The organism is Hyphomonas sp., from assembly GCF_041398385.1.
Classification (GTDB): Bacteria; Pseudomonadota; Alphaproteobacteria; order Caulobacterales; family Hyphomonadaceae; genus Hyphomonas.
In genome coordinates this window covers 19,856-39,852 of sequence record NZ_JAWKUW010000003.1, presented here as the reverse complement: position 1 = coordinate 39,852, position 19,997 = coordinate 19,856, and the positions used below count along the sequence as shown (strand labels likewise).

The 19,997-nt window shown below is 65.0% G+C and carries 15 protein-coding genes; 8 read left to right on the top strand and 7 right to left on the bottom strand.

From position 1 onward, the window contains the following. Positions 1-58: 58 nt before the first annotated feature. Positions 59-667: a hypothetical protein gene (locus R3C13_RS07240; protein WP_371310147.1), complete on the bottom strand. Its 609-nt coding sequence runs from the start codon at positions 665-667 to the stop codon at positions 59-61. Positions 668-962: 295 nt separating this feature from the next. Here R3C13_RS07240 and R3C13_RS07235 point away from each other — a divergent pair, with 295 nt between their 5' ends. From R3C13_RS07235 to R3C13_RS07220, 4 genes are all read left to right on the top strand, one after another. Further along, entirely contained in the window at positions 963-1,154 is a 192-nt protein-coding gene (locus R3C13_RS07235) for a hypothetical protein (RefSeq protein ID WP_371310146.1), read from the top strand. A gap of 94 nt (positions 1,155-1,248) precedes the next feature. Beyond that, positions 1,249-1,515: a DUF4212 domain-containing protein gene (locus R3C13_RS07230; RefSeq protein ID WP_371310145.1), complete on the top strand. Its 267-nt coding sequence runs from the start codon at positions 1,249-1,251 to the stop codon at positions 1,513-1,515. A 3-nt stretch (positions 1,516-1,518) separates the two neighbouring features. Beyond that, a complete protein-coding gene (locus R3C13_RS07225; protein WP_371310144.1) occupies positions 1,519-3,285 on the top strand; it encodes a sodium:solute symporter family protein in 1,767 nt (588 codons plus the stop codon). Between the two features lie 137 nt (positions 3,286-3,422). After that, positions 3,423-6,893, top strand: a complete 3,471-nt coding sequence (locus R3C13_RS07220) for a PAS-domain containing protein (RefSeq protein WP_371310143.1) — start codon at positions 3,423-3,425, stop codon at positions 6,891-6,893. A gap of 2 nt (positions 6,894-6,895) precedes the next feature. Here the strand turns inward: R3C13_RS07220 and R3C13_RS07215 are convergent, their stop codons facing one another. Continuing rightward, positions 6,896-7,528: a response regulator gene (locus R3C13_RS07215; RefSeq protein ID WP_371310142.1), complete on the bottom strand. Its 633-nt coding sequence runs from the start codon at positions 7,526-7,528 to the stop codon at positions 6,896-6,898. A 188-nt stretch (positions 7,529-7,716) separates the two neighbouring features. Between R3C13_RS07215 and R3C13_RS07210 the strand changes: the two genes are divergently transcribed. The 3 genes from R3C13_RS07210 to R3C13_RS07200 are packed head-to-tail and all read left to right on the top strand — an operon-like array spanning position 7,717 to position 11,573. After that, entirely contained in the window at positions 7,717-9,006 is a 1,290-nt protein-coding gene (locus tag R3C13_RS07210) for a DcaP family trimeric outer membrane transporter (protein ID WP_371310141.1), read from the top strand. Between the two features lie 36 nt (positions 9,007-9,042). Next, on the top strand, positions 9,043-10,992 hold the full coding sequence (gene acs / locus R3C13_RS07205; protein ID WP_371310140.1) for an acetate--CoA ligase: 1,950 nt from the start codon (positions 9,043-9,045) through the stop codon (positions 10,990-10,992). Beyond that, a complete protein-coding gene (locus R3C13_RS07200) occupies positions 10,989-11,573 on the top strand; it encodes a YdeI family protein (protein ID WP_371310139.1) in 585 nt (194 codons plus the stop codon). Before acs ends, R3C13_RS07200 begins: the two co-directional genes overlap by 4 nt. Before the next feature lie 3 nt (positions 11,574-11,576). On the opposite strand, the gene R3C13_RS07195 is transcribed toward R3C13_RS07200, so the two are convergent. Both R3C13_RS07195 and R3C13_RS07190 read right to left on the bottom strand, forming a co-directional pair. After that, positions 11,577-13,187, bottom strand: coding sequence for a stimulus-sensing domain-containing protein (locus R3C13_RS07195; RefSeq protein WP_371310138.1), 1,611 nt, complete (start codon positions 13,185-13,187; stop codon positions 11,577-11,579). Between the two features lie 25 nt (positions 13,188-13,212). Continuing rightward, positions 13,213-13,677: a peptidylprolyl isomerase gene (locus R3C13_RS07190; protein WP_371310137.1), complete on the bottom strand. Its 465-nt coding sequence runs from the start codon at positions 13,675-13,677 to the stop codon at positions 13,213-13,215. Positions 13,678-13,795: 118 nt separating this feature from the next. Here R3C13_RS07190 and R3C13_RS07185 point away from each other — a divergent pair, with 118 nt between their 5' ends. Then, positions 13,796-14,266, top strand: coding sequence for a DUF3995 domain-containing protein (locus R3C13_RS07185; protein ID WP_371310136.1), 471 nt, complete (start codon positions 13,796-13,798; stop codon positions 14,264-14,266). Here R3C13_RS07185 and R3C13_RS07180 read toward each other — a convergent pair. The 3 genes from R3C13_RS07180 to polA all read right to left on the bottom strand — a co-directional run bounded on the left by R3C13_RS07180 (position 14,263) and on the right by polA (position 19,984). Next, positions 14,263-14,958, bottom strand: a complete 696-nt coding sequence (locus R3C13_RS07180) for a response regulator transcription factor (RefSeq protein ID WP_371310512.1) — start codon at positions 14,956-14,958, stop codon at positions 14,263-14,265. The two genes, R3C13_RS07185 and R3C13_RS07180, sit on opposite strands and share 4 nt — an antisense overlap. A gap of 213 nt (positions 14,959-15,171) precedes the next feature. Continuing rightward, complete coding sequence (ilvD, locus tag R3C13_RS07175) at positions 15,172-17,010, bottom strand: dihydroxy-acid dehydratase (protein ID WP_371310511.1); 1,839 nt, start codon at positions 17,008-17,010, stop codon at positions 15,172-15,174. Positions 17,011-17,194: 184 nt separating this feature from the next. After that, entirely contained in the window at positions 17,195-19,984 is a 2,790-nt protein-coding gene (polA, locus tag R3C13_RS07170; RefSeq protein ID WP_371310135.1) for a DNA polymerase I, read from the bottom strand. Positions 19,985-19,997: the final 13 nt, after the last annotated feature.

Here is a 19,997-nt window from a genome sequence, read left to right as displayed (position 1 = left end):
CACCTGCGGCCGGACACGCGGGCGCGCTCCGGCAGGATGATGGCGGTTCCGGCGGGGGTCAGCCCGTGTCCGGCCAGTCTTTCAGGGCTTCCCGCAGGAGGCCGGGCAACATGCCCGCGATGGCCCCAAGGGCGGGGCGGAGGCGGTGGCGTCCGGCCAGCGGCGGGACATCCGGCTTCGGCTCTCCGCGGGCCTTCCAGCGGGCGACCATGCGGGCGAGATGACGGGCCGCGCGTTCCGGATGCGCCAGCAGGCGATGGAACGCGATCCATTGGGCCAAGAGCGGGGCGGCGGCCACCGGGCACTCCGGCAAGGCTCCGGCAGCGCTCCGGTAAGGCTCCGAAAAGCGGCAGGGCTGTGGAACCAGCCGGAGGCTGCGCGGCTTAGGGCCGAAACGGGCCGTGACGTCTTCCGCGCCACCGGGCGCCACTGGACGGCCGGCAGGCGGCCGCGGCCGCGTGGGCGCAAGTTCAAGCGTGAGCGCGAGCAGGAAGAGGAGGCGGCGGACGAGGATGGTGAGCTGTTTCAGCCGGGCGCGGAACCGGCGGCGCACGGTTTTCGTGACCGTTTCCGGTTTCAGGTGCAGGCCGGCGCGGTCCACCGCCTCGAGGAGGGCGTCGGAGACGGCGGCGAGGCCGGTGTCGATGAAGGCGCGCGGATCGGACATGAGCGCAAGGATGGGGAGGCCGGCGGCCTGCCGGATAGATCGGGCCGGCCCTCACCTCCCATCGCTGCGCGATGGGCCCCTCCTCTCCCTGAAGGGAGAGGGGGTGGACCCGGCGCCACTGCACCAGATCGGCTTGTTGCAGACCCCTCTCCCGCTTGCGGGAGAGGAGGGGCCCGCCGCCGAAGGCGGTGGGAGGTAAGGGGGGGATAGGGGCGCTTTCTATCCGACCAAGGTCGGGGGTTTGGGCGGGCGGGGGTGAGATTACACTGGCGGCAATAATAAAAGGGAGGACTGCATGCTGAAATCTCACATCATGGTGGCGCTCGGCCTGCTTCTGGCGATCATCTATGCCGGCCGTCTGGTGGCCGCGTTCAGCCTGGCCGACGGGATCGGCCTTGGCGAGCTTTACCTCATCGGCGGGCTTGCGATTTCAGGCACGCTGATCATCAGCGGCCTGAAAGAACGCCGTCGGATGAAAAAGAGTTAAGACCAAAGTGGGGCTGTAAAATCCGCGACGGCTGAGCCAGCGTGGAAGGTGCGGTATCCCGCAGCAATAAGTGCAATAGGGAGGAAACGAGGGAATGACACACAATCTGGCCGAGATTGATGCGAAGGGGTACTGGCGCGAAGTCGTCAGGCTGACCCTGAGCCTTCTCGTAATCTGGTTCCTGGTGTCGTATGGGGCAGGCATCCTGTTCCGCGACGCGCTGGACAATGTTTCGATCGGCGGCGCCCCGCTTGGATTCTGGTTCGCACAGAACGGATCCATCTATGTCTTCGTGGCGCTGATCTTCTATTACTGCCGGGCGATGAACCGCCTGGAGAAGAAATACAACGTGGAGGCCTGAGCGATGTCACAGGACTTCTGGACCTATTTCTTCGTCGTCATCACGTTCGGCACCTATATCGGCATCGCGCTGTGGGCGCGTGCGGGGTCTACGGATGATTTCTATGTCGCCGGTCACGATGTGCACCCGGTGATCAACGGCATGGCCACGGCGGCGGACTGGATGTCTGCGGCTTCGTTCCTGTCGATGGCGGGCCTCATCGCCTTCCTCGGCTATGGCGGCTCTGTCTATCTCATGGGCTGGACCGGCGGATACGTCCTGCTGGCCCTGCTGCTCGCGCCGTTCCTGCGCGAATTCGGCAAGTTTACCGTGCCGGACTTCGTAGGTGACCGGTATTATTCGACCACGGCACGCCTGATCGCGGTGATCTGCGCCCTGTTCGTGTCGTTCACCTACATTGCCGGCCAGATGAAGGGCGTGGGCGTTGCCTTTTCGGGCTTCCTCGGCGTCGACTTCAACACCGGCATCATGATCGGCATGGGCATCGTGTTCGTCTATGCGGTTCTGGGCGGCATGAAGGGCATCACCTACACCCAGGTGGCGCAGTATGTCGTGCTGATCTTTGCTTACACGGTTCCGGCGATCTTCATTTCGCTGATCATCACCGGCAACCCGATCCCGCAGCTGGGCTTCATCTCGAACGTGAAGGGCGAGGGCGTTTCGGTGCTCGAAAAGCTCAACACGGTCGTGACGGATCTTGGCTTTGCAGAGTATACGCAGACCAACAAGTCCATGCTGGACGTGTTCGCCATCACCGGCGCACTGATGTTCGGCACGGCTGGCCTGCCGCACGTGATCATCCGCTTCTTCACCGTCTCGAGCGCTGGCGCAGCCCGCGTGTCGGCCGGCTGGGCGCTGGTGTTCATCGCGCTGCTCTACACGACCGCTCCGGCCGTGGCAGCCTTCGCCCGCCTGAACTTCACGGACTCCGTGAACGGAGCGACCTATATCGCGTCCGATGCGGACTATGCCACTGAATCGGCTGCCATCGTGGCCGAAGGCGGCAAGCCGATCCCGCAATGGTTCAAGGACTGGGAGAAAACCGGCCTGCTCGGGATCGAGGACAAGAATGGCGACGGTGTGATCCAGTATTCCGCCGGTGCCGAGAATGAAGTCACCAAGCTCGACCGCGACATCTTCGTGCTGGCCAACCCGTCGATTGCCGGGCTGCCGGGCTGGGTGATCGGTCTCGTCGTGGCCGGGGGCCTTGCGGCTGCCCTGTCGACGGCGGCGGGCCTCCTGATGGTGATCTCGTCCTCCGTCAGCCACGACCTCTGCCGGCGGACTTTCTTCAAGGGCATGACCGACAAGCAGGAACTGATGACGGCCCGCGGCGCAGCCGCAGGTGCGGTGATCCTTGCCGGGATCATGGGGATGAACACGGCCAAGCTCGGCTTCGTGGCGCAGGTGGTTGCCTTCGCCTTCGGCCTGGCGGCAGCCTCGCTCTTCCCGGTCATCGTTCTGGGCATCTTCTGGAAGCGGATGAACCGTGAGGGCGCGATTGCCTCCATGCTGGTCGGTCTCGTCACCACGTTCTGGTACATCTACCACTTCAAGTTCGTGGATACGGACGCCTCCCACTGGTGGCTGGGCGTCTCGCCGGAAGGCATCGGCTTCATCTTCATGTTCCTGTCGCTGGCAGTGGGGATTGTCGTCTCCCTCGTCACGGCGCCCCCGCCGCAGGACATCCAGGACCTCGTCGAAGACATCCGGGTTCCTGGCACGCGCGTGCCGCACGGCATCGCGGATGCGGAGATGATGCCGGAATAAGACCGGCAGCCGGAAACGGCACGACCTCGGGGCGGCCCTTTGACGGGCCGCCCTTTTTTGTTCTGCAACCAAGACCAAGGTTGGCTTGCCTTTGGGGGCGGGACGGGGTGAAGATCGGGGTGTTTGGAGTTGACGGAATGCCGGTCTGGCTGATCGTACTTGCGACGGGACTTTACGTGCTGGGCCTGTTTGCCGTGGCCTGGCGCGGGGACCAGCGCGCGCGCACCACCGGCGGGCGGCAGAACCCGATCGTCTATGCGCTCGCCCTGTCGGTGTATTGCACCTCGTGGACCTATTTCGGCGCGGTCGGCACGGCGGCCTCCAACGGATGGGACTACCTGCCCATCTATATCGGGCCGGCGCTGGTGTTCCTGGTGTTCCCCGGCATCCTGAAGCGTATCGTGGATGTGGCACACAGGGAGAGCATCTCCTCGCTGTCGGACTTCCTGTCGGCGCGCTATGGCAAGAGCCGGGCGGTGGGCGCGATGGCGGCGCTGGCGGCGGTGATGGGCAGCCTGCCTTATATCGCGCTGCAGCTGAAATCCGTGGGGATGAGCTTCCAGGCGCTCGCCTATGGCGCGGAGAATGCGGGCGGCAGCCCGGCGAGCGAGACGGTGCTGCTGACGGCGCTGGCGATGGCGGTGTTCGCGATCCTGTTCGGGGCGCGCCAGTCGGATGCGACGCGGCGCAATGCGGGCCTGATGCATGTGCTGGCGCTGGAGGCGGTGATCAAGCTGGTGGCGCTGATCGCAGTGGCGATGCTGTCGCTGACGCTGATCATGAACAATCCGGGCGCGATTCCGCAATCGGCCTATGCCACGTTCACGACACTGACGATCGACGAGCGGATGGTGACCATGACGCTGCTCTCGATGGCGGCGATCATCTGCCTGCCGCGGCAGTTCCATGTCGCGGTGATCGAGCGGATGTCGGAGAAGGAGAGCCGGCTCGCGCGGTTTGTCTTCCCGCTCTATCTCGCGGTGACGAGCGCGGTGGTCATGCCGATCACGGTGGCGGGGCTTGCGACCATGTCCTCGCACGTGCCGGCGGATCTTTATGTGCTGGACCTGCCGCTGGCGAGCGGGGACGGGATGCTGGCGATGCTGGTCTTCCTTGGCGGCTTCTCGGCGGCGACGGGCATGGTGATCGTCGCCTGCGTGGCGCTGTCGACCATGGTGACCAATGACCTGATCGTGCCGGCGGTGATGCAGACGGGCCGCTTCTCCAGCCTTGGCGGCGATTCCGGCGCGCGCCTGACGATGATCCGGCGGTCGGTGATCGTTATGCTCGTGCTGCTGGCCTATGGCTATTACCGGCTGGCGGGCACCGGCGAGGCGCTGGCGCAGATCGGCCTCCTCTCCTTTGCGGCGGCGGCGCAGTTCGCGCCGGCCCTGCTGGGTGCGGTGTACTGGCGGGGCGGACGCCGGGCCGGTGTGTTGTCCGGGCTTGCCCTGGGCATGTCGGTCTGGGCCTACACGCTGTTCCTGCCGGCGATCCTTCGCCATGACACGATGGCGGCAGTGGTGCCGGGCTGGCTGGACCCGCATGCCCTGTTCGGAATCCATATTGCCGACAGCCTGACCCATGGCGTGTTCTGGAGTCTTGGGGCCAACATTCTGGCGTTCGTGCTGGTGTCGCTGCGAGCGCGGGAGCGGCTGCGCGACAAGGTGCAGGCGGCAGCCTTCACCGGGGGCACGGACGTGACCATTCCGGAGGCCGAGTCCGGGGCGGGGCAGAGCGTCGGCTCGGTCACGCCCAACGGGCTGAAGACGCTGGCGTCGCGCTTCCTGGCACCGGAGGCGGTGGAGCATGCCTTCGCCGATTTCGAGCGCAAGACCGGCGTCAGCGCCTCCGGCGACAGTCCGGCCGACTGGCACCTCGTCCAGCGGACGGAACGCCTGCTGGCGAGTGCGCTCGGCGCTTCGTCGGCCCGCGTCGTGCTGGCGTCGGCCATCGGCGGCAACAAGGTGGCCCTGCCGGATGTGCTGTCCATGCTGGACCACAAGACGCAGGCCGAACGGTTCGAGCGGCACATGCTGCAGTCGATGCTGGAGAATATCTCGCAGGGCATTTCCGTGGTCGATTCCGAGCAGCGTCTGGTCGCGTGGAATTCAGCGTATCTGGAACTGTTCGACTACCCGCATGACCTTGTTGCCGTCGGCGTGCCGATCGAACGGCTGATCGAGCATAATCTCGGCTCCGGCTGGATCGGCGGAGACCCGGCCGCCGAAGCGCGCCGCCGGGTGGAGCATATGCGGGCGGGGCGCCAGCACACCTATGAGCGGCGCAATCCGGATGGCCGCTACCTCAGGATTACCGGGCATCCGATGCCGGGCGGCGGGTATGTTACCACCTTCACCGACATTACCACCGACAAGCTGCGCGAGCGGGCGCTGATCGAAGCGAACGAGACGCTGGAAAGCCGCGTCAGCGAGCGCACGCACGATCTTGAAGTGATGGCGCAGGATCTGGATACCGCGCGCCGCGAGGCCGAAGGGGCGAACGCCTCCAAGACGCGCTTCCTTGCCGCGGCGAGCCATGACCTGTTGCAGCCGCTGAATGCCGCGCGCCTGTTCCTCGGCTCCATCAGCTCCGACAAGAAGGGGATGGACCTCGTCAGCCGGGCCGACAAGGCCATTCAGTCGGCGGATGAACTGTTGCGCGGCCTGCTGGACATTTCGCGCCTCGACCATGGGAATATCGCGGCGCAGCCGGTCTCGATGCCGCTGGGGCCGCTGCTGGAAGACCTGGTGGACGAAGCCATGCCGATGGCCGAGCTGGCAGGGCTCGACATGCGGATCGCGCCGACCAGCCTTGTGGTGAATGCCGATCCGGATTTCCTGAAAAGCGTGTTGCGGAATTTCATCTCGAATGCGCGGCGCTATACGCGCAAGGGCGGCGTGCTGGTGGGCGCGCGGCGGCGCGGGCATGAGGCGCTGATCGAAGTGTGGGATACGGGCCCCGGCATCGCGCCGGACCGGCTGGAACTGATCTTCGAGGAATTCCGGCGCTATGAGGATGCCGACAATACCGGCATTCGCGGCGCGGGCCTTGGCTTGTCGGTGTCGAAACGCCTTGCCGACCTGATGGGCGCGAAGATCGATGTGCGCTCGAAGCCGGGCAAGGGCAGCGTGTTTTCCGTGCGGGTGCCGCTGGCGCGGACGAAGCCGGTGCGCAGGAGCGCGGCGCAGGCGGCGCCCGCCAAGCCGAAGATGAAGCTGACCGGCCTTCGGATTCTCGTGATCGACGATGAACCCGCCATCGTGGACGGCATGAAGGCGCTGCTGGGCAGCTGGGGATGCGACGTCACGGGGGCCGGATCGGAAGCTGAAGCGGATGCGCTGTTCGCGGCCGAGGACTATGACGCGGTGATTGCCGACCTGCACCTGCAGGGCGGGCGCGACGGGCTGGACCTGATCGACCAGTATCGCGGTCGCCTGTCGGCGCCGGGAAATGCCCTGCTGCTGACGGCGACGGCGACCGATGACGTGAAGGCGCGGGCGCGCTCTGCCGGCATCGCGGTGCTGCGTAAGCCGGCGGGGCCCGGCGACATCCGGCGGTTCCTGGAAGGGCTGAAGGAGACCGGCCGTCCGCACGCGGCCGAATAGGGTCAGAGCGAGGTCGCTTCCTTGTAGATCAGCAGGGCCTGGGTGCGGTTGTTGGCGCCGAGCTTGCGGAAGATGGCCGTCATGTGGGCCTTCACCGTGGCGACGGAAATATCCATCTCATAGGCGATCTGCTTGTTGAGGAGGCCGTCGGCGAGGCCGGACAGCACCTTGCGCTGGGCGGGCGTGAGGCCGGCGACGCGGGCGAGCAGTTCGTCGCGCCCGGCCGTGTCGGCGTCATTGCGAGGGGGGAACCACTGGCCGCCGTCAAGTGCGGTGGCGAGGGCGGCGGAGAGATCCTCCAGCGACATGCTCTTGGGCAGGTAGCCCGCGGCGCCGAGGGCGCGCGCCGTGTCGAAGGCCCGCGACGATTCGGTGGCCGAGACGACGACGACCGGACAACCGGGCCCGGCGGCGAGCAGGCGGGAGAGACCGTCGAATTCCTGCGAGTCGGCGAGGGTGAGGTCCAGAAGGATCAGGTCGTAAGCGGACTGACCGACCTTGCCGAGCGCGTCGGCGAGGCTGCCGGCGTGATGGGCGACCGCGCCGTCCGGAAAGGCCGCATTGAGGGCCACTTCCAGCGCGTCGCGAAACAGGGGGTGGTCGTCCACGATGAGGATCGTGGGTACCTCTGACATGGCAGGTCCTCCCCGGAGCCGGCGCCGCCTCTGAAAGGGCCGCGATCCTCAGCTCCTACTACAATTAGTAAGAAATGCGAACACTCCGGTAAAGATTCGACCTTGGTCTTAGCACCAATGGCCAATAGCGGGTTCGCGCCCGGACCCGGATACTCGCCCTCATAAAACATGACATGAGGGAGGAATGCATGTCGAAATCAGTACGCGCAATAATGCTGTCCACAGCTGCCGCCGTCTTCGCCCTTGGGGCGAGCGCCGACGGGACCATGGAAGACCGGGTGGCCGCCCTGGAGGAAATGGTTGCCGAGCTGAAAGCGGAACTGGCCGCCGAGCGGGCCAAGACCGATGAAAGCATCGTCCGTATCGAGAAGACCGTGGCGGAGGCGCCGGCTGCTGCGGCCCCCAAGACCGATGGCTTCAAGGTGGGCGACACGACGCTGAAATTCGGCGGCTTCATCGATGCCGACGTGCATGTCACGAACCTGACCGATGGCGGCATCGCGTCGACCTCGATCGCGCGCGACTTCTACATTCCGAGCGCCATCCCGGTGGGCGGCGACGAGACGACCTTTACCGACTTTACCGCCGAGCCGTCGCGCTTCTTCCTGGCGGCCTCGACGCCGGTGGGCGAGGGCAAGGTGGACGGCTATATCGAGCTTGACTTCCTCGGTTCCGGGCAAGGCAATGAACTCGTGTCGAACTCCTATTCGCCGCGCCTGCGCCGGGCCTTCGTGAAGTATGGCAACTGGCTGGTGGGTCAGGAATGGTCGACCTTCCAGAACACGTCCGCCATTCCGGAGAGCGCGAGCTTCCTCGCCCTGCCGGACGGCATGATCTTCATTCGCCAGCCGCAGATCCGCTACACCAAGGGCAACTGGATGTTCGCGCTGGAGAACCCGAACACGACGACGCTGAACGCCGGGTCGCGGGACGAGAACCTGCTGCCGGATGTCGTGGCGCGCTACAACATGACCGGCGATTTCGGGAATGTGTCGTTCGCCGGTATCGCCCGCCAGCTGCGCGCCGATTTCGGGGCGAGCGAGGACGAGACCTTCGGCTACGGCCTCAGCGTGTCGGGCCTCGTCAAGGCCGGCGCGAAGGATGACATCCGGTTCAACCTGGTCGGCGGCGAAGGCATCGGGCGGTATGTCGGCCTTGCGGCGAGCCGCTCTGCCGCGCTCGATCCGAACGGCAAGCTGGAAGCGATCCCGAGTGTCGGTGGCCTCGTCGCCTGGCGGCATCCGTTCGGCGAGACGGCGCGCTTCAGCGGCGGCTATTCCGGCCTGTTCGTGGATAACCCGACCTATCTCGCCTCGACCTCGACGAAATCGGTCCAGTCTGCATTTGGCGCCGTGCTGTGGGACGTCGCGCCCAAGACGACGCTTGGCGTGGAGCTGATGCATGGTATCCGCGAGGAAGAGAGCGGCAATAAAGGCGACATGACCCGCTTCACGTTCTCGACCAAATATGCATTCTGAGGCGAACGATAAGTGATGCCGTACGGGGAAACGACCATGAGCGACCAGGAAAAAATCTATCCGGTGCCTGCTGACTTTGCAGCCAAAGCGAACCTCACTCCTGAAAAGTACAAGGAGATGTATGAGGCTTCGATTGCGGACCCGGATGCGTTCTGGGGCGAGCATGGCAAGCGGCTTACCTGGATGAAGCCGTACAGCATCGTGAAGGACGTCTCGTGGGAAACGGGCGACCTTCACGTGCGCTGGTACACCGACGGCGTGCTGAACGTTACCGAGAACTGCATCGACCGGCACCTGGCCACCAGGGGCGACAAGACCGCCCTGATCTGGATCGGGGATGCGCCGGGCGAGGCGCACCATGTCAGCTACAAGGAACTGCATGGTGCCGTCTCGAAATTCGCGAACGTGCTGAAGAAGCTGGGCGTGAAAAAGGGCGACCGGGTCACGATTTACCTGCCGATGATCCTGGAAGCGGCGTATGCGATGCTGGCCTGTGCACGCATCGGGGCGATCCATTCGGTCGTGTTCGGCGGCTTCTCGCCGGAAGCGCTGGCCGGGCGGATCACGGACTGTGAGTCCACCGTGCTGATCACGTCGGATGAAGGCCTGCGCGGCGGCCGCAAGGTGCCGCTGAAGGTGAATGCGGACAAGGCGGCGGACCTTTCCGGCGGGATGGTGAAGACGATGCTGGTGGTCAAGCGCACAGGCGGCGCCGTCACCATGGTGGAAGGGCGGGACCACTGGCTGCACGAGGCTGCGGCCGATGTGTCGGACGATTGCCCGCCGGAACCGATGAAGGCGGAAGACCCGCTGTTCATCCTCTACACGTCCGGCTCGACCGGCAAGCCGAAGGGCGTGCTGCATACGACGGGCGGCTATCTTGTCTGGGCCTCGATGACGCATGAATACGTCTTCGACCTGAAGGAAGACGACATATACTGGTGCACGGCGGATGTCGGCTGGGTGACGGGGCACACTTACATCGTATACGGACCGCTGGCGAACGGCACGACGTCCGTCATGTTCGAAGGCGTGCCGACCTATCCGGATGCGAGCCGCTTCTGGCAGGAATGCGACAATCACAAGGTTTCGATCTTCTACACCGCGCCGACGGCGATCCGCTCGCTGATGCGCGAAGGCGAAGACCCGGTGAACAAGACGTCGCGCAAGTCGCTGCGCCTGCTCGGCACCGTGGGCGAGCCGATCAATCCGGAAGCCTGGGAGTGGTACTACCATGTGATCGGCGAGGCGCGCTGCCCCATTGTCGATACATGGTGGCAGACCGAGACCGGTGGGGCGATGATCGTGCCGTTGCCGGGGACGACGCCGATGAAGCCGGGCTCCGGCAGCCATCCCTTCTTCGGCATCGAGCCGGCCCTCGTGGATAGTGAAGGCCATGAACTGGAAGGGGCGACGGACGGCAATTTGCTGATCACCGACAGCTGGCCAGGCCAGATGCGCACCGTGTATGGCGACCATCAGCGGTTCGTCGAAACCTATTTCTCGGCCTATCCGGGCAATTATTTCACCGGCGACGGATGCCGGCGCGATGCCGACGGCTTCTACTGGATCACCGGCCGCGTGGACGATGTGATCAACGTGTCCGGCCACCGCATGGGTACTGCGGAAGTGGAAAGCGCGCTGGTCTCGCACCATGCCGTGGCCGAGGCGGCCGTGGTCGGTTGTCCGCATGACCTCAAGGGGCAGGGCATCTATGCCTATGTCACGACAGTAGCGGGCGCGGTGGCGGACGACGACCTGCGCAAGAGCCTCGTGCAGCATGTGCGTGCTGAAATCGGGCCGATTGCCTCGCCAGACTTCATCCAGTTTGCCCCGGGCCTGCCGAAGACGCGCTCCGGCAAGATCATGCGCCGCATCCTGCGCAAGATCGCGGAAAACGAGTTCGGCAATCTGGGCGACACGTCTACGCTGGCCGAGCCGGAAGTGGTGAAAGACCTGATCGAGAACCGGCAAAATCGCGGGTGACTACCGACGCACGCGTTGACGTATACATAGAGAAAGCAGCCGGGTTCGCCCAGCCGCTTCTCCGTGCATTGAGGGCGCAGGCGCGGGAGATTTGTCCGCAAGCGGAAGAAGCCATCAAGTGGGGCATGCCGGCGCTGACCTATCGCGGCAAGCTGTTGTGCGGCTTCGGCGCGTTCAAGGCGCATGTTGCCTTCTATGTCCATGGTCCGTCAGGGCAGGGCGACGCGGAAGGCATGGGAAATTTCGGCAGGATGACAAGCCCGGCAGACCTGCCTTCAAAGCAGGACATGGCGACGTTGCTGGCGGCGCGGATGCAGGACGTCGATGCGGGCCCGAAGGCCGTGTCGCCGCGCAAGCCGGCGAGGCCGGTGCCGGATATTCCCGCGGACTTCGCCCGGGCGCTGAAGGCGTCCGGGGCGGCGGCGGACACGTTCCATGGCTTTGCACCCAGCCACAGGCGTGAATATATCGCGTGGATCCTTGAGGCGAAGCGCGATGAAACGCGCGCGAAGCGGATCGCGCAGGCCGTCGAGTGGCTTGCCGAGGGCAAGCCGCGCAACTGGAAATACACGAACAAGTAAGTCTCAGCTCGCCGGCAGGTCGACGCAGAAGCGGGCGCCGCCTTCGGCGCGGTTCTCGGCCCAGACCTTGCCGCGATGGGTGGCGACGATCTGGCGGACAATCGACAGGCCGAGACCGGAATTGTTGCCGAAGGCCGTGCCTTTCGGGCGGTCCGTGTAGAAACGGTTGAAGATCGTTTCCAGCTTGTCCTCGGGAACGCCGGGGCCCTGGTCCTCGACCTTGACGCGGGCAATGGTCTGCGGGCCGTCATTGGTCTGGTCGAGCGTGACATTGACCTGCCCGCCGGGCGGGGAGAAGGAACGGGCATTGTCGATCAGGTTGCGGATCACCTGTCCGAGCGGGCCTTCGCGGCCGCGCACCAGGAGGCGCCCGCCCATCGTGGCGTCGTGGAAGTGGACTGTGATCGCGCCTTCTTCATGGGCGAGGGCGTCATAGGTGCTCACCACGTCGCGCACGAAGCGGGCAATGTCGATCTGTTCGCTCGGCAGGCGGGTCATTTCCGCTTCGAGGCGCGAGGCGTTGGAAATATCGGTGATCAGGCGGTCGAGGCGGCGCACGTCCTGCGCGATGACGGCGCGAAGGCGCTCGGTCAGTTCGGCGTTGCCCTTCACACTGTCCAGCGTCTCGACGGCCGAGCGGATGGAGGTGAGCGGGTTTTTCAGCTCGTGCGCGACGTCGGCGGCGAACTGTTCATTGGCCTGGATGCGCTCAATCAGGGCTTCGGTCATGCCCTGAAGCGAGGTGGCGAGGTTGCCGATCTCGTCCTTGCGGGAGGTGAGGGCGGGAATCTCGATCCGCTCGGAGGCGCCGGCGCGGATACGATCTGCGGCGAGCGACAGGCGCCGCAGCGGCCGGGCGATGCCGAGGGTCAGCAGGGCCGAGGTGATGAAGGCGACCAGCACGGCGACGCCGATGAAGGGGATCAGGGCGGCGCGTTCGGCGCGGACGATTTCGTCGATGTCGCTCGCTTCCAGCGAAAGCACGCCCACCACGGCGGAGACACGCTGGATCGGCATGGAGACGGAGATGATGCGCTGGCCGCGATCAGAGAAGCGCTGGCTCGCGGCCTCGCCACCACGCACGGCGATTTCGAATTCTTCCTCGAAGGTCTGGGTGCGGACGGCATCCGAAGAGTTGCGCGGCATGATCGGGCGCAGCACATTGCCCGCCCATTCGGACAGGTTGCGGCCCCAGAGGGCGACACGGCCGGGCTCGCGCAGCGGCGGCAGGGCGTCAACGTCGACCCGCTCTGACAGATAGAAACTGTCGCCGATCATCTCGCCATCGGGCAGGTAGATGCGGGCGCGCACGCGCTCGGGCAGGTTGAGGCGCACGATGGTCTGACGGGCGGCCTCGACGTCGAGGGCCGGCTGGGGCGTGGTGGCATCCTCGCCGAGCAGGCTGGTGAAGATCTGCGCCTGGGCAACGAGATCCTGCTTCTTCGAGACGACGAAGCCCGCGCGCATCTCGTTCAGCACCATGGCGCCGACGATGAGGATGGCGAGGCCCGCAAGATTGGAGGCGAAGATCAGCCGCGCGATGCGCGAGCCGAACACGACCGACCCGCGCGACGCGGGCAGGCGTGGGATCTTCTTCTTGCGGGCCTCAGCCATGCGCGGGTGGCTCCGTCTGGCCCGGTCAGGCGTCGGCGGCGACGCGCATGGTGACGATCTTGTCAGGGCTGCGCGGCGGCTCGCCCTTGGCCAGCTTGTCGACCGCATCCATGCCGTCGGTAACCTTGCCCCAGACGGTGTACTGGCCGTCAAGGAAGTGGGCATCGTCGAAGCAGATGAAGAACTGGCTGTTGGCCGAGTGCGGGTAAGACGTGCGGGCCATGGAGCAGGTGCCGCGGACGTGGGGCTCCTTGTTGAACTCGGCCTGCAGGTCCGGCTTCGACGATCCGCCGGTGCCGGTGCCTTTCGGGCAGCCGACCTGGGCCATGAAGCCGTCGATCACGCGGTGGAAGACGATTCCGTCGTAAAACCCCTCACGGGCGAGTTCCTTGATCCGCTCGACATGGCCGGGCGCAAGGTCCGGGCGCAGCTCGATCGTGACGGTGCCTTTGGAGGTTTCGAGGATGAGGGTGTTTTCCGGGTCTGCCATGGGATATCCTGTTTCTTGCGTTCCGTTACTGACTGGCTATTGAATGTAGGCTATTGCGGCAAGCCCGTGCGGCAGGAATGCTCCCTGGTCGCCGGGCCGCTGAAAGGCCAAGGACTGCATGCTGGCACCCATACTATCTGTTGTTCTGGCCACGATTCTGGCGATCGCGGGCCTTTTGCATGCGCTTTGGGGATTTGGGGTCACGTTCCCGGCGGCAAATGAGCAGCAGCTGGCCCGCATGGTCGTGGGGCGGCGGGGCATCACGAAAATGCCCTCGCTGGCCGCGTGCCTGTTCGTGGCGGTGTGGCTGTTCGCCTTTGCCGGTCTCGCCCTGATGCTGGGCCGGTTTGCGCCGCTGCCGGTGTCGAAATGGCTGGTCGCCTTCGCGGGCTCGGGCGCGGCGCTGATCTTCGTCGGGCGGGGGATTGTCGGCGTGCTGCCCGCATTTGAACGGGCGGCGCCGGAACAGCCATTCCTGTCGCTGAACCGGCGCTTTTATTCTCCGCTGATCTTCCTGATCGGCGTCGGGTTTGCCCTGTTGACCCTGGCGCTGCCCTACTGGACGTGGCGGCTGGGCTGGCTGAGTTAGGCTTCCGTGTAGCGGTAGCCGACGCCGTAGAGCGTTTCGATCGCGTCGAATTCATCCGTCACTTCGCGGAACTTCTTGCGCAGGCGCTTGATGTGGCTGTCGATGGTGCGGTCGTCGACATAGATCTGGTCGTCATAGGCGGCGTCCATCAGCTGGTCGCGGCTTTTGACATAGCCGGGGCGGGCCGCGAGGGCCTGCAGGATCAGGAATTCCGTGACCGTGAGGCGCACCGGGTGGCCGTCCCACATGCAGGCATGGCGGTTCGGGTCCAGCGTGAGCTTGCCGCGGATGATGGGTTTGTGGTCGCCTTCCTCAGGGCCGGCGGTGCCGCCGCGGGCGCGGCGCAGGACCGCCTTCACGCGCTCGGCCAGCAGCCGGTTGGAGCAGGGCTTACGCACGAAATCGTCGGCGCCGATGTTGAAGCCGATGACCTCGTCGATCTCTTCATCCTTGGAGGTGAGGAAGATGACCGGCAGCTCCGACGTCTGGCGCACGCGGCGCAGCAGCTCCATGCCGTCCATGCGGGGCATCTTCACGTCGAGGATGGCGATGTCCGGCGGGTTCTCGGTGAGGGCCGGCAGGGCGGCCTCGCCGTCATGATAGGTGCGGACATTGTAGCCTTCCGCCTCAAAGAACATTTTGAGCGAGGCGACGATGTTTTCGTCATCATCCACAAGCGCGAGTGTCGTCATTATCCGGTCCTTGTCCGCGAGCTTGAGCCCGGTCTGTGGGCGATCAGCGGAAGAGTGAAACATGGTTCGCGTCATGGAAATAGCCTCCCTTCAGTGCTGTTGCAATGAAAGGCGCAGAGTTCGGCGAGCGCTTGCTCACATTACGGCGTTTTAAGGGACAATTGGGGCGGGCTTTCCCGGCGACCGCCACAATCGTTTCTGCCTCTCCGGGGCTTATGGATCCAGCCTTACCGCCCCTTGCGAGGCGTTGCCGACGTGGGCGGCGTAGACCTTCAGGGCACGGCTTACCTTGCGGGGGCGGGGCTCCACCGGTTTCCAGGCCTTGTCGCCGCGGGCTTCCATCGCGGCGCGGCGGGCGGCGATTTCCTCGTCCGTCAGCTTCACGTTGATGGTGCGGTTCGGGATGTCGATCTCGATCAGGTCGCCTTCCTCGATCAGGCCGATCAGGCCGCCTTCGGCGGCTTCCGGGCTGACATGGCCGATGGAGAGGCCCGACGTGCCGCCGGAGAAGCGCCCGTCCGTGATCAGGGCGCAGGCTTTGCCGAGCTTCATCGATTTCAGGTAGGAGGTCGGGTAGAGCATCTCCTGCATGCCGGGGCCGCCGCGCGGGCCTTCATAGCGGATGATGACCACATCACCGGCGCCGACCTCTTTGCCGAGGATGCGCTTGCACGCCTCTTCCTGGCTTTCGCAGACGACGGCAGGGCCGGAGAACTTCAGGATACTGTCATCCACGCCCGCCGTTTTCACGACGCAGCCCTGTTCTGCCAGATTGCCGAACAGGACGGCGAGGCCGCCATCCTGCGAGAAGGCATGTTCGGCGGAGCGGATGACGCCATTCTCGCGGTCGGTGTCGAGTTCCTTGTAGCGGCGCGACTGGCTGAAGGCTTCGGTCGTGCGCACGCCGCCCGGCGCGGCGAGGAACAGTTCCTGTACGGCCGGATCGTTGGTAACGCGGATGTCCCACCTGGCCAGCGCTTCTGCCAGCGTGTCGGAATGGATGGTGCGCACGGAGGTGTCGAGCTTTCCGGCGCGGTCCAGCTCGCCCAGGATGCCGAAGATGCCTCCGGCGCGGTGAACGTCTTCCATGTGGACGTTGGCCACCGCCGGGGCGACCTTGCACAGGCAGGGGGTCGAGCGGCTGAGGCGGTCGATATCGTCCAGCGTGAAGTCGACCTCGCCTTCGCGGGCGATGGCCAGAAGGTGGAGGATCGTGTTGGTGGAGCCGCCCATGGCGATGTCGAGCGTCATGGCGTTCTCGAAGGCCGCCTTGGTGGCGATGCCGCGGGCCGAGACGGATGTGTCGCCGTCTTCATAATAGAGCCTGGTCAGTTCCACGATGCGCTGGCCGGCGCGGCGGAACAGGGTCTCCCGGTCGGCATGAGTGGCTAGCGTCGAGCCATTGCCCGGCAGGCCGAGGCCCATGGCTTCGGCAAGGCAGTTCATCGAGTTCGCCGTGAACATGCCGGAGCAGGAGCCGCAGGTCGGGCAGGCATTCTGCTCGAACTCGGCGACTTCGGCATCGGTCCGGTCAGGGTTGGCGGCTTCGATCATGGCGTCGATCAGGTCCACGGCGCGCAGCTCGCCGTCGATATTGACCTTGCCGGCCTCCATCGGGCCGCCGGAGATGAAGACGACCGGAATGTCGAGGCGCAGCGCCGCCATCATCATGCCGGGCGTGATCTTGTCGCAATTGGAGATACAGACCATCGCGTCGGCGCAGTGGGCGTTGACCATGTACTCGACACTGTCGGCGATGACTTCGCGGCTCGGCAGGGAATACAGCATGCCGTCATGGCCCATCGCGATGCCGTCATCGACCGCGATCGTGTTGAATTCCTTGGCGACGCCGCCGGCCGCGACGATCTCGCCGGCGACCATCTGGCCGAGGTCTTTCAGGTGAACGTGGCCCGGCACGAACTGGGTGAAGGAGTTCACCACGGCAATGATCGGCTTTCCGAAATCGCTGTCCTTCATGCCGGTGGCGCGCCAGAGCCCCCGGGCGCCGGCCATGTTGCGGCCATGGGTGGAGGTGCGGGAACGATAAAGGATGGCCACTCTGTTTCTCTCTCGGGCTAAGCGTTTGTGTATGCCAGATAGCCACCGTGCTGTCGTTTAGCAACATGCTCAGCGGGCAACAGCGTGCCTCCGATGCATGTCTGCGCGGCAGGCTGGCGGCAGATCGTTCCTGAAATCGGCGGAAGCCGGGCACAGGCTGCCTCCCGGGCGGACGCGGTCAGTGCGCCTCGGCCCAGTTGGCGGCGGCGCGGGCGTCGACTTCGAGGGGGACGGAGAGATTGAGGGCGGGGGCGGCGGCGTGCTGCATCGTGTCCTTGGCGACCTTGATCAGCGTGTCGGCTTCTTTCTCCGGGCATTCGAAGACGAGTTCGTCATGTACCTGGAGCAGCATCTTCGCCTTGAGGCCCGCCTTCGCGAGCGCTTCGGGCATGCGGATCATGGCGCGCTTGATGATGTCGGCGGCCGAGCCCTGAATCGGGGCGTTGATGGCCTGGCGCTCAGCAAAGGCCTTTTGTGGGCCTTTCGACTTGATGCCTTCGAGATGGACCTTGCGGCCGAAGGCGGTCTGGACATAGCCGTGCTCCTTCGCGAAGGCCTTGGTCTCGTCCATATAGGCGCGGATGCCGGGGAAGCGCTTGAAATAGGTCTTGATGTAGTCGGCGGCATCGGACTGGGGGATGCCCAGCTGGCGGGCGAGGCCGAAGCCTGAAATGCCGTAGATGATGCCGAAATTGATCGCCTTGGCCTGACGGCGGACCATCGGGTCCATGCCTTCGATGGGCACGCCGAACATTTCGCTGGCGGTCATGGCGTGGATGTCGAGCCCGTCCTGGAAGGCTTTTTTTAGCGCCGGGATATCCGCCATGTGGGCGAGGACGCGGAGTTCGATCTGGCTGTAGTCGGCGCTGACGAGGATGTTGCCTTCCTCGGCGATGAAGGCTTCGCGGATCTTGCGACCTTCTTCCGTCCGTACCGGGATGTTCTGCAGGTTCGGGTCTGTGGAGGAGAGGCGGCCGGTCTGGGCGACGGCCATGGAAAAGCTCGTGTGGACGCGGCCGGTCTGCTTGTTGATCGCGGCCTGCAGCGCTTCGGTGTAGGTTGAGCGGAGTTTCGACAGGGTGCGCCAGTCGACAATGGTGCGGGGCAGGGCGTGGCCGTCGGCGGCGAGGCCTTCGAGCACGTCGGCATCGGTCTGCCAGGCACCGGTCTTGGTCTTCTTGCCACCTTCGAGGCCCATCTTGTCGAACAGGATTTCGCCGAGCTGTTTCGGGCTGCCGATGTTGAATTCCTCGCCGGCCTGTTCATAGGCCTCGGCCTCCAGCGCGGCCATGCGCTGGGAGAAGTCGGACGAGAGGCGGGAGAGCTTGTCGCGGTCGACCTTGATGCCTTCGCGCTCCATGGCGGCAAGGACGGGAACGAGCGGGCGTTCCTCGGTTTCATAGACGGTCGTGACTTTGTCCGTATGCAGCTTCGGCTTGAAGGTCTGCCACAGGCGCAGCGTGACGTCGGCATCCTCGGCGGCGTATTCGGTGGCCTTGTCGAGGGCGACGCGGTCGAAGCTGACCTGCGCCTTGCCGGTGCCGGTGACGTCCTTGAAGGCGAGGGGCTTGTGGCCGAGATATTTCTCGGACAGGAGGTCCATGCCGTGGCTGTGCTTGCCGGCATTGAGGACGTAGGACAGCAGCATCGTATCGTCGATCGGCGCGACATGGATGCCGTGCCGGGCGAAGACGTTGAGATCGTACTTGATGTTCTGGCCGATCTTCAGGACCGCGTCGTTCTCGAGCAGCGGTTTCAGCGCCTTGATGGCATCCTTCATCCGCACTTGCCGGGGCGGGTCGGCGCCGAACATGTCGCCGTCACCGGCATCGTTCGGGTCGAGATGGGCCAGCGGGATGTAGCAGGCCTCGCCCGGCGAGAGGGCGAGCGAAACGCCGACGAGGTTTGCACCGACGGAGTCGAGACTGTCGGTTTCGGTATCGACCGCGACATAGCCCTGTTTTGCCGCGCGGGCGACCCAGTCTTCAAGGGTCTCAAAGTCGCGGATGCAGACATATGTGCTGCGGTCGATCGGGTCTTCCGCAGGCGGAGCAGCTTCGAGGGTACCCTCCTTTTCCATCATCTCGCGCACGCGGCGGGTGATGGTGCGGAATTCCATTTCTTCGAGGAAGCCCAGAAGAACTGGCGGGTCCGGGTCCTGCACGGCGAGGTCTTCGAGTTTGACCTTCAGCGGTACATCGGCCTTGAGCGTGACCAGCTGGCGGGAGAGACGAATCTGGTCGGCGAAATTGATGAGGGTTTCGCGGCGCTTCGGCTGTTTGATTTCTTCTGCGCGGGCGAGCAGCGTGTCGAGGTCGCCATATTCCTCCAGCAGCGTCGCGGCGGTCTTCACGCCGATGCCGGGGGCGCCGGGCACGTTGTCCACGCTGTCGCCGGCGAGGGATTGTACGTCGATGACCTTTTCCGGGCCGACGCCGAATTTCTCGAACACGGCGTCGCGGTCCAGCGTCTTGTTCTTCATCGTGTCGAGCATGACGATCTGGTCTGAGACGAGCTGCATCAGGTCCTTGTCCGACGAGACGATGGTAACGCGCGCGCCTTTGGCTTCGGCCTCGCGGGCATAGGTGGCGATCAGGTCGTCGGCCTCGAAGCCTTCCATCTCGATGGCATGGGCGGCGAAAGCCTCTGCCGCGCGGCGCACCAGCGGGAATTGCGGGCGCAGCTCCTCCGGCGGCTCTTCGCGGTTCGCCTTGTACTGGTCGTACAGCTCGTTCCGGAAAGTGTGGGACGACGCATCGAAGATGCAGGCAAAGTGCGTCGGCCGCTCGTCGCCCTTCAGGTCTTCCAGCAGCTTGAACAGCATGTTGCAGAAGCCGCTGACCGCGCCGATGGGCAGGCCGTCGGAAGCGCGGGTCAGCGGCGGCAGGGCATGGAAGGCGCGGAAGATATAGGCGCTGGCGTCGACCAGGTAGAGGTGGCTGTCCTTGGTGACGGGGGCGTTGGCCATGAGAGGGGATTCC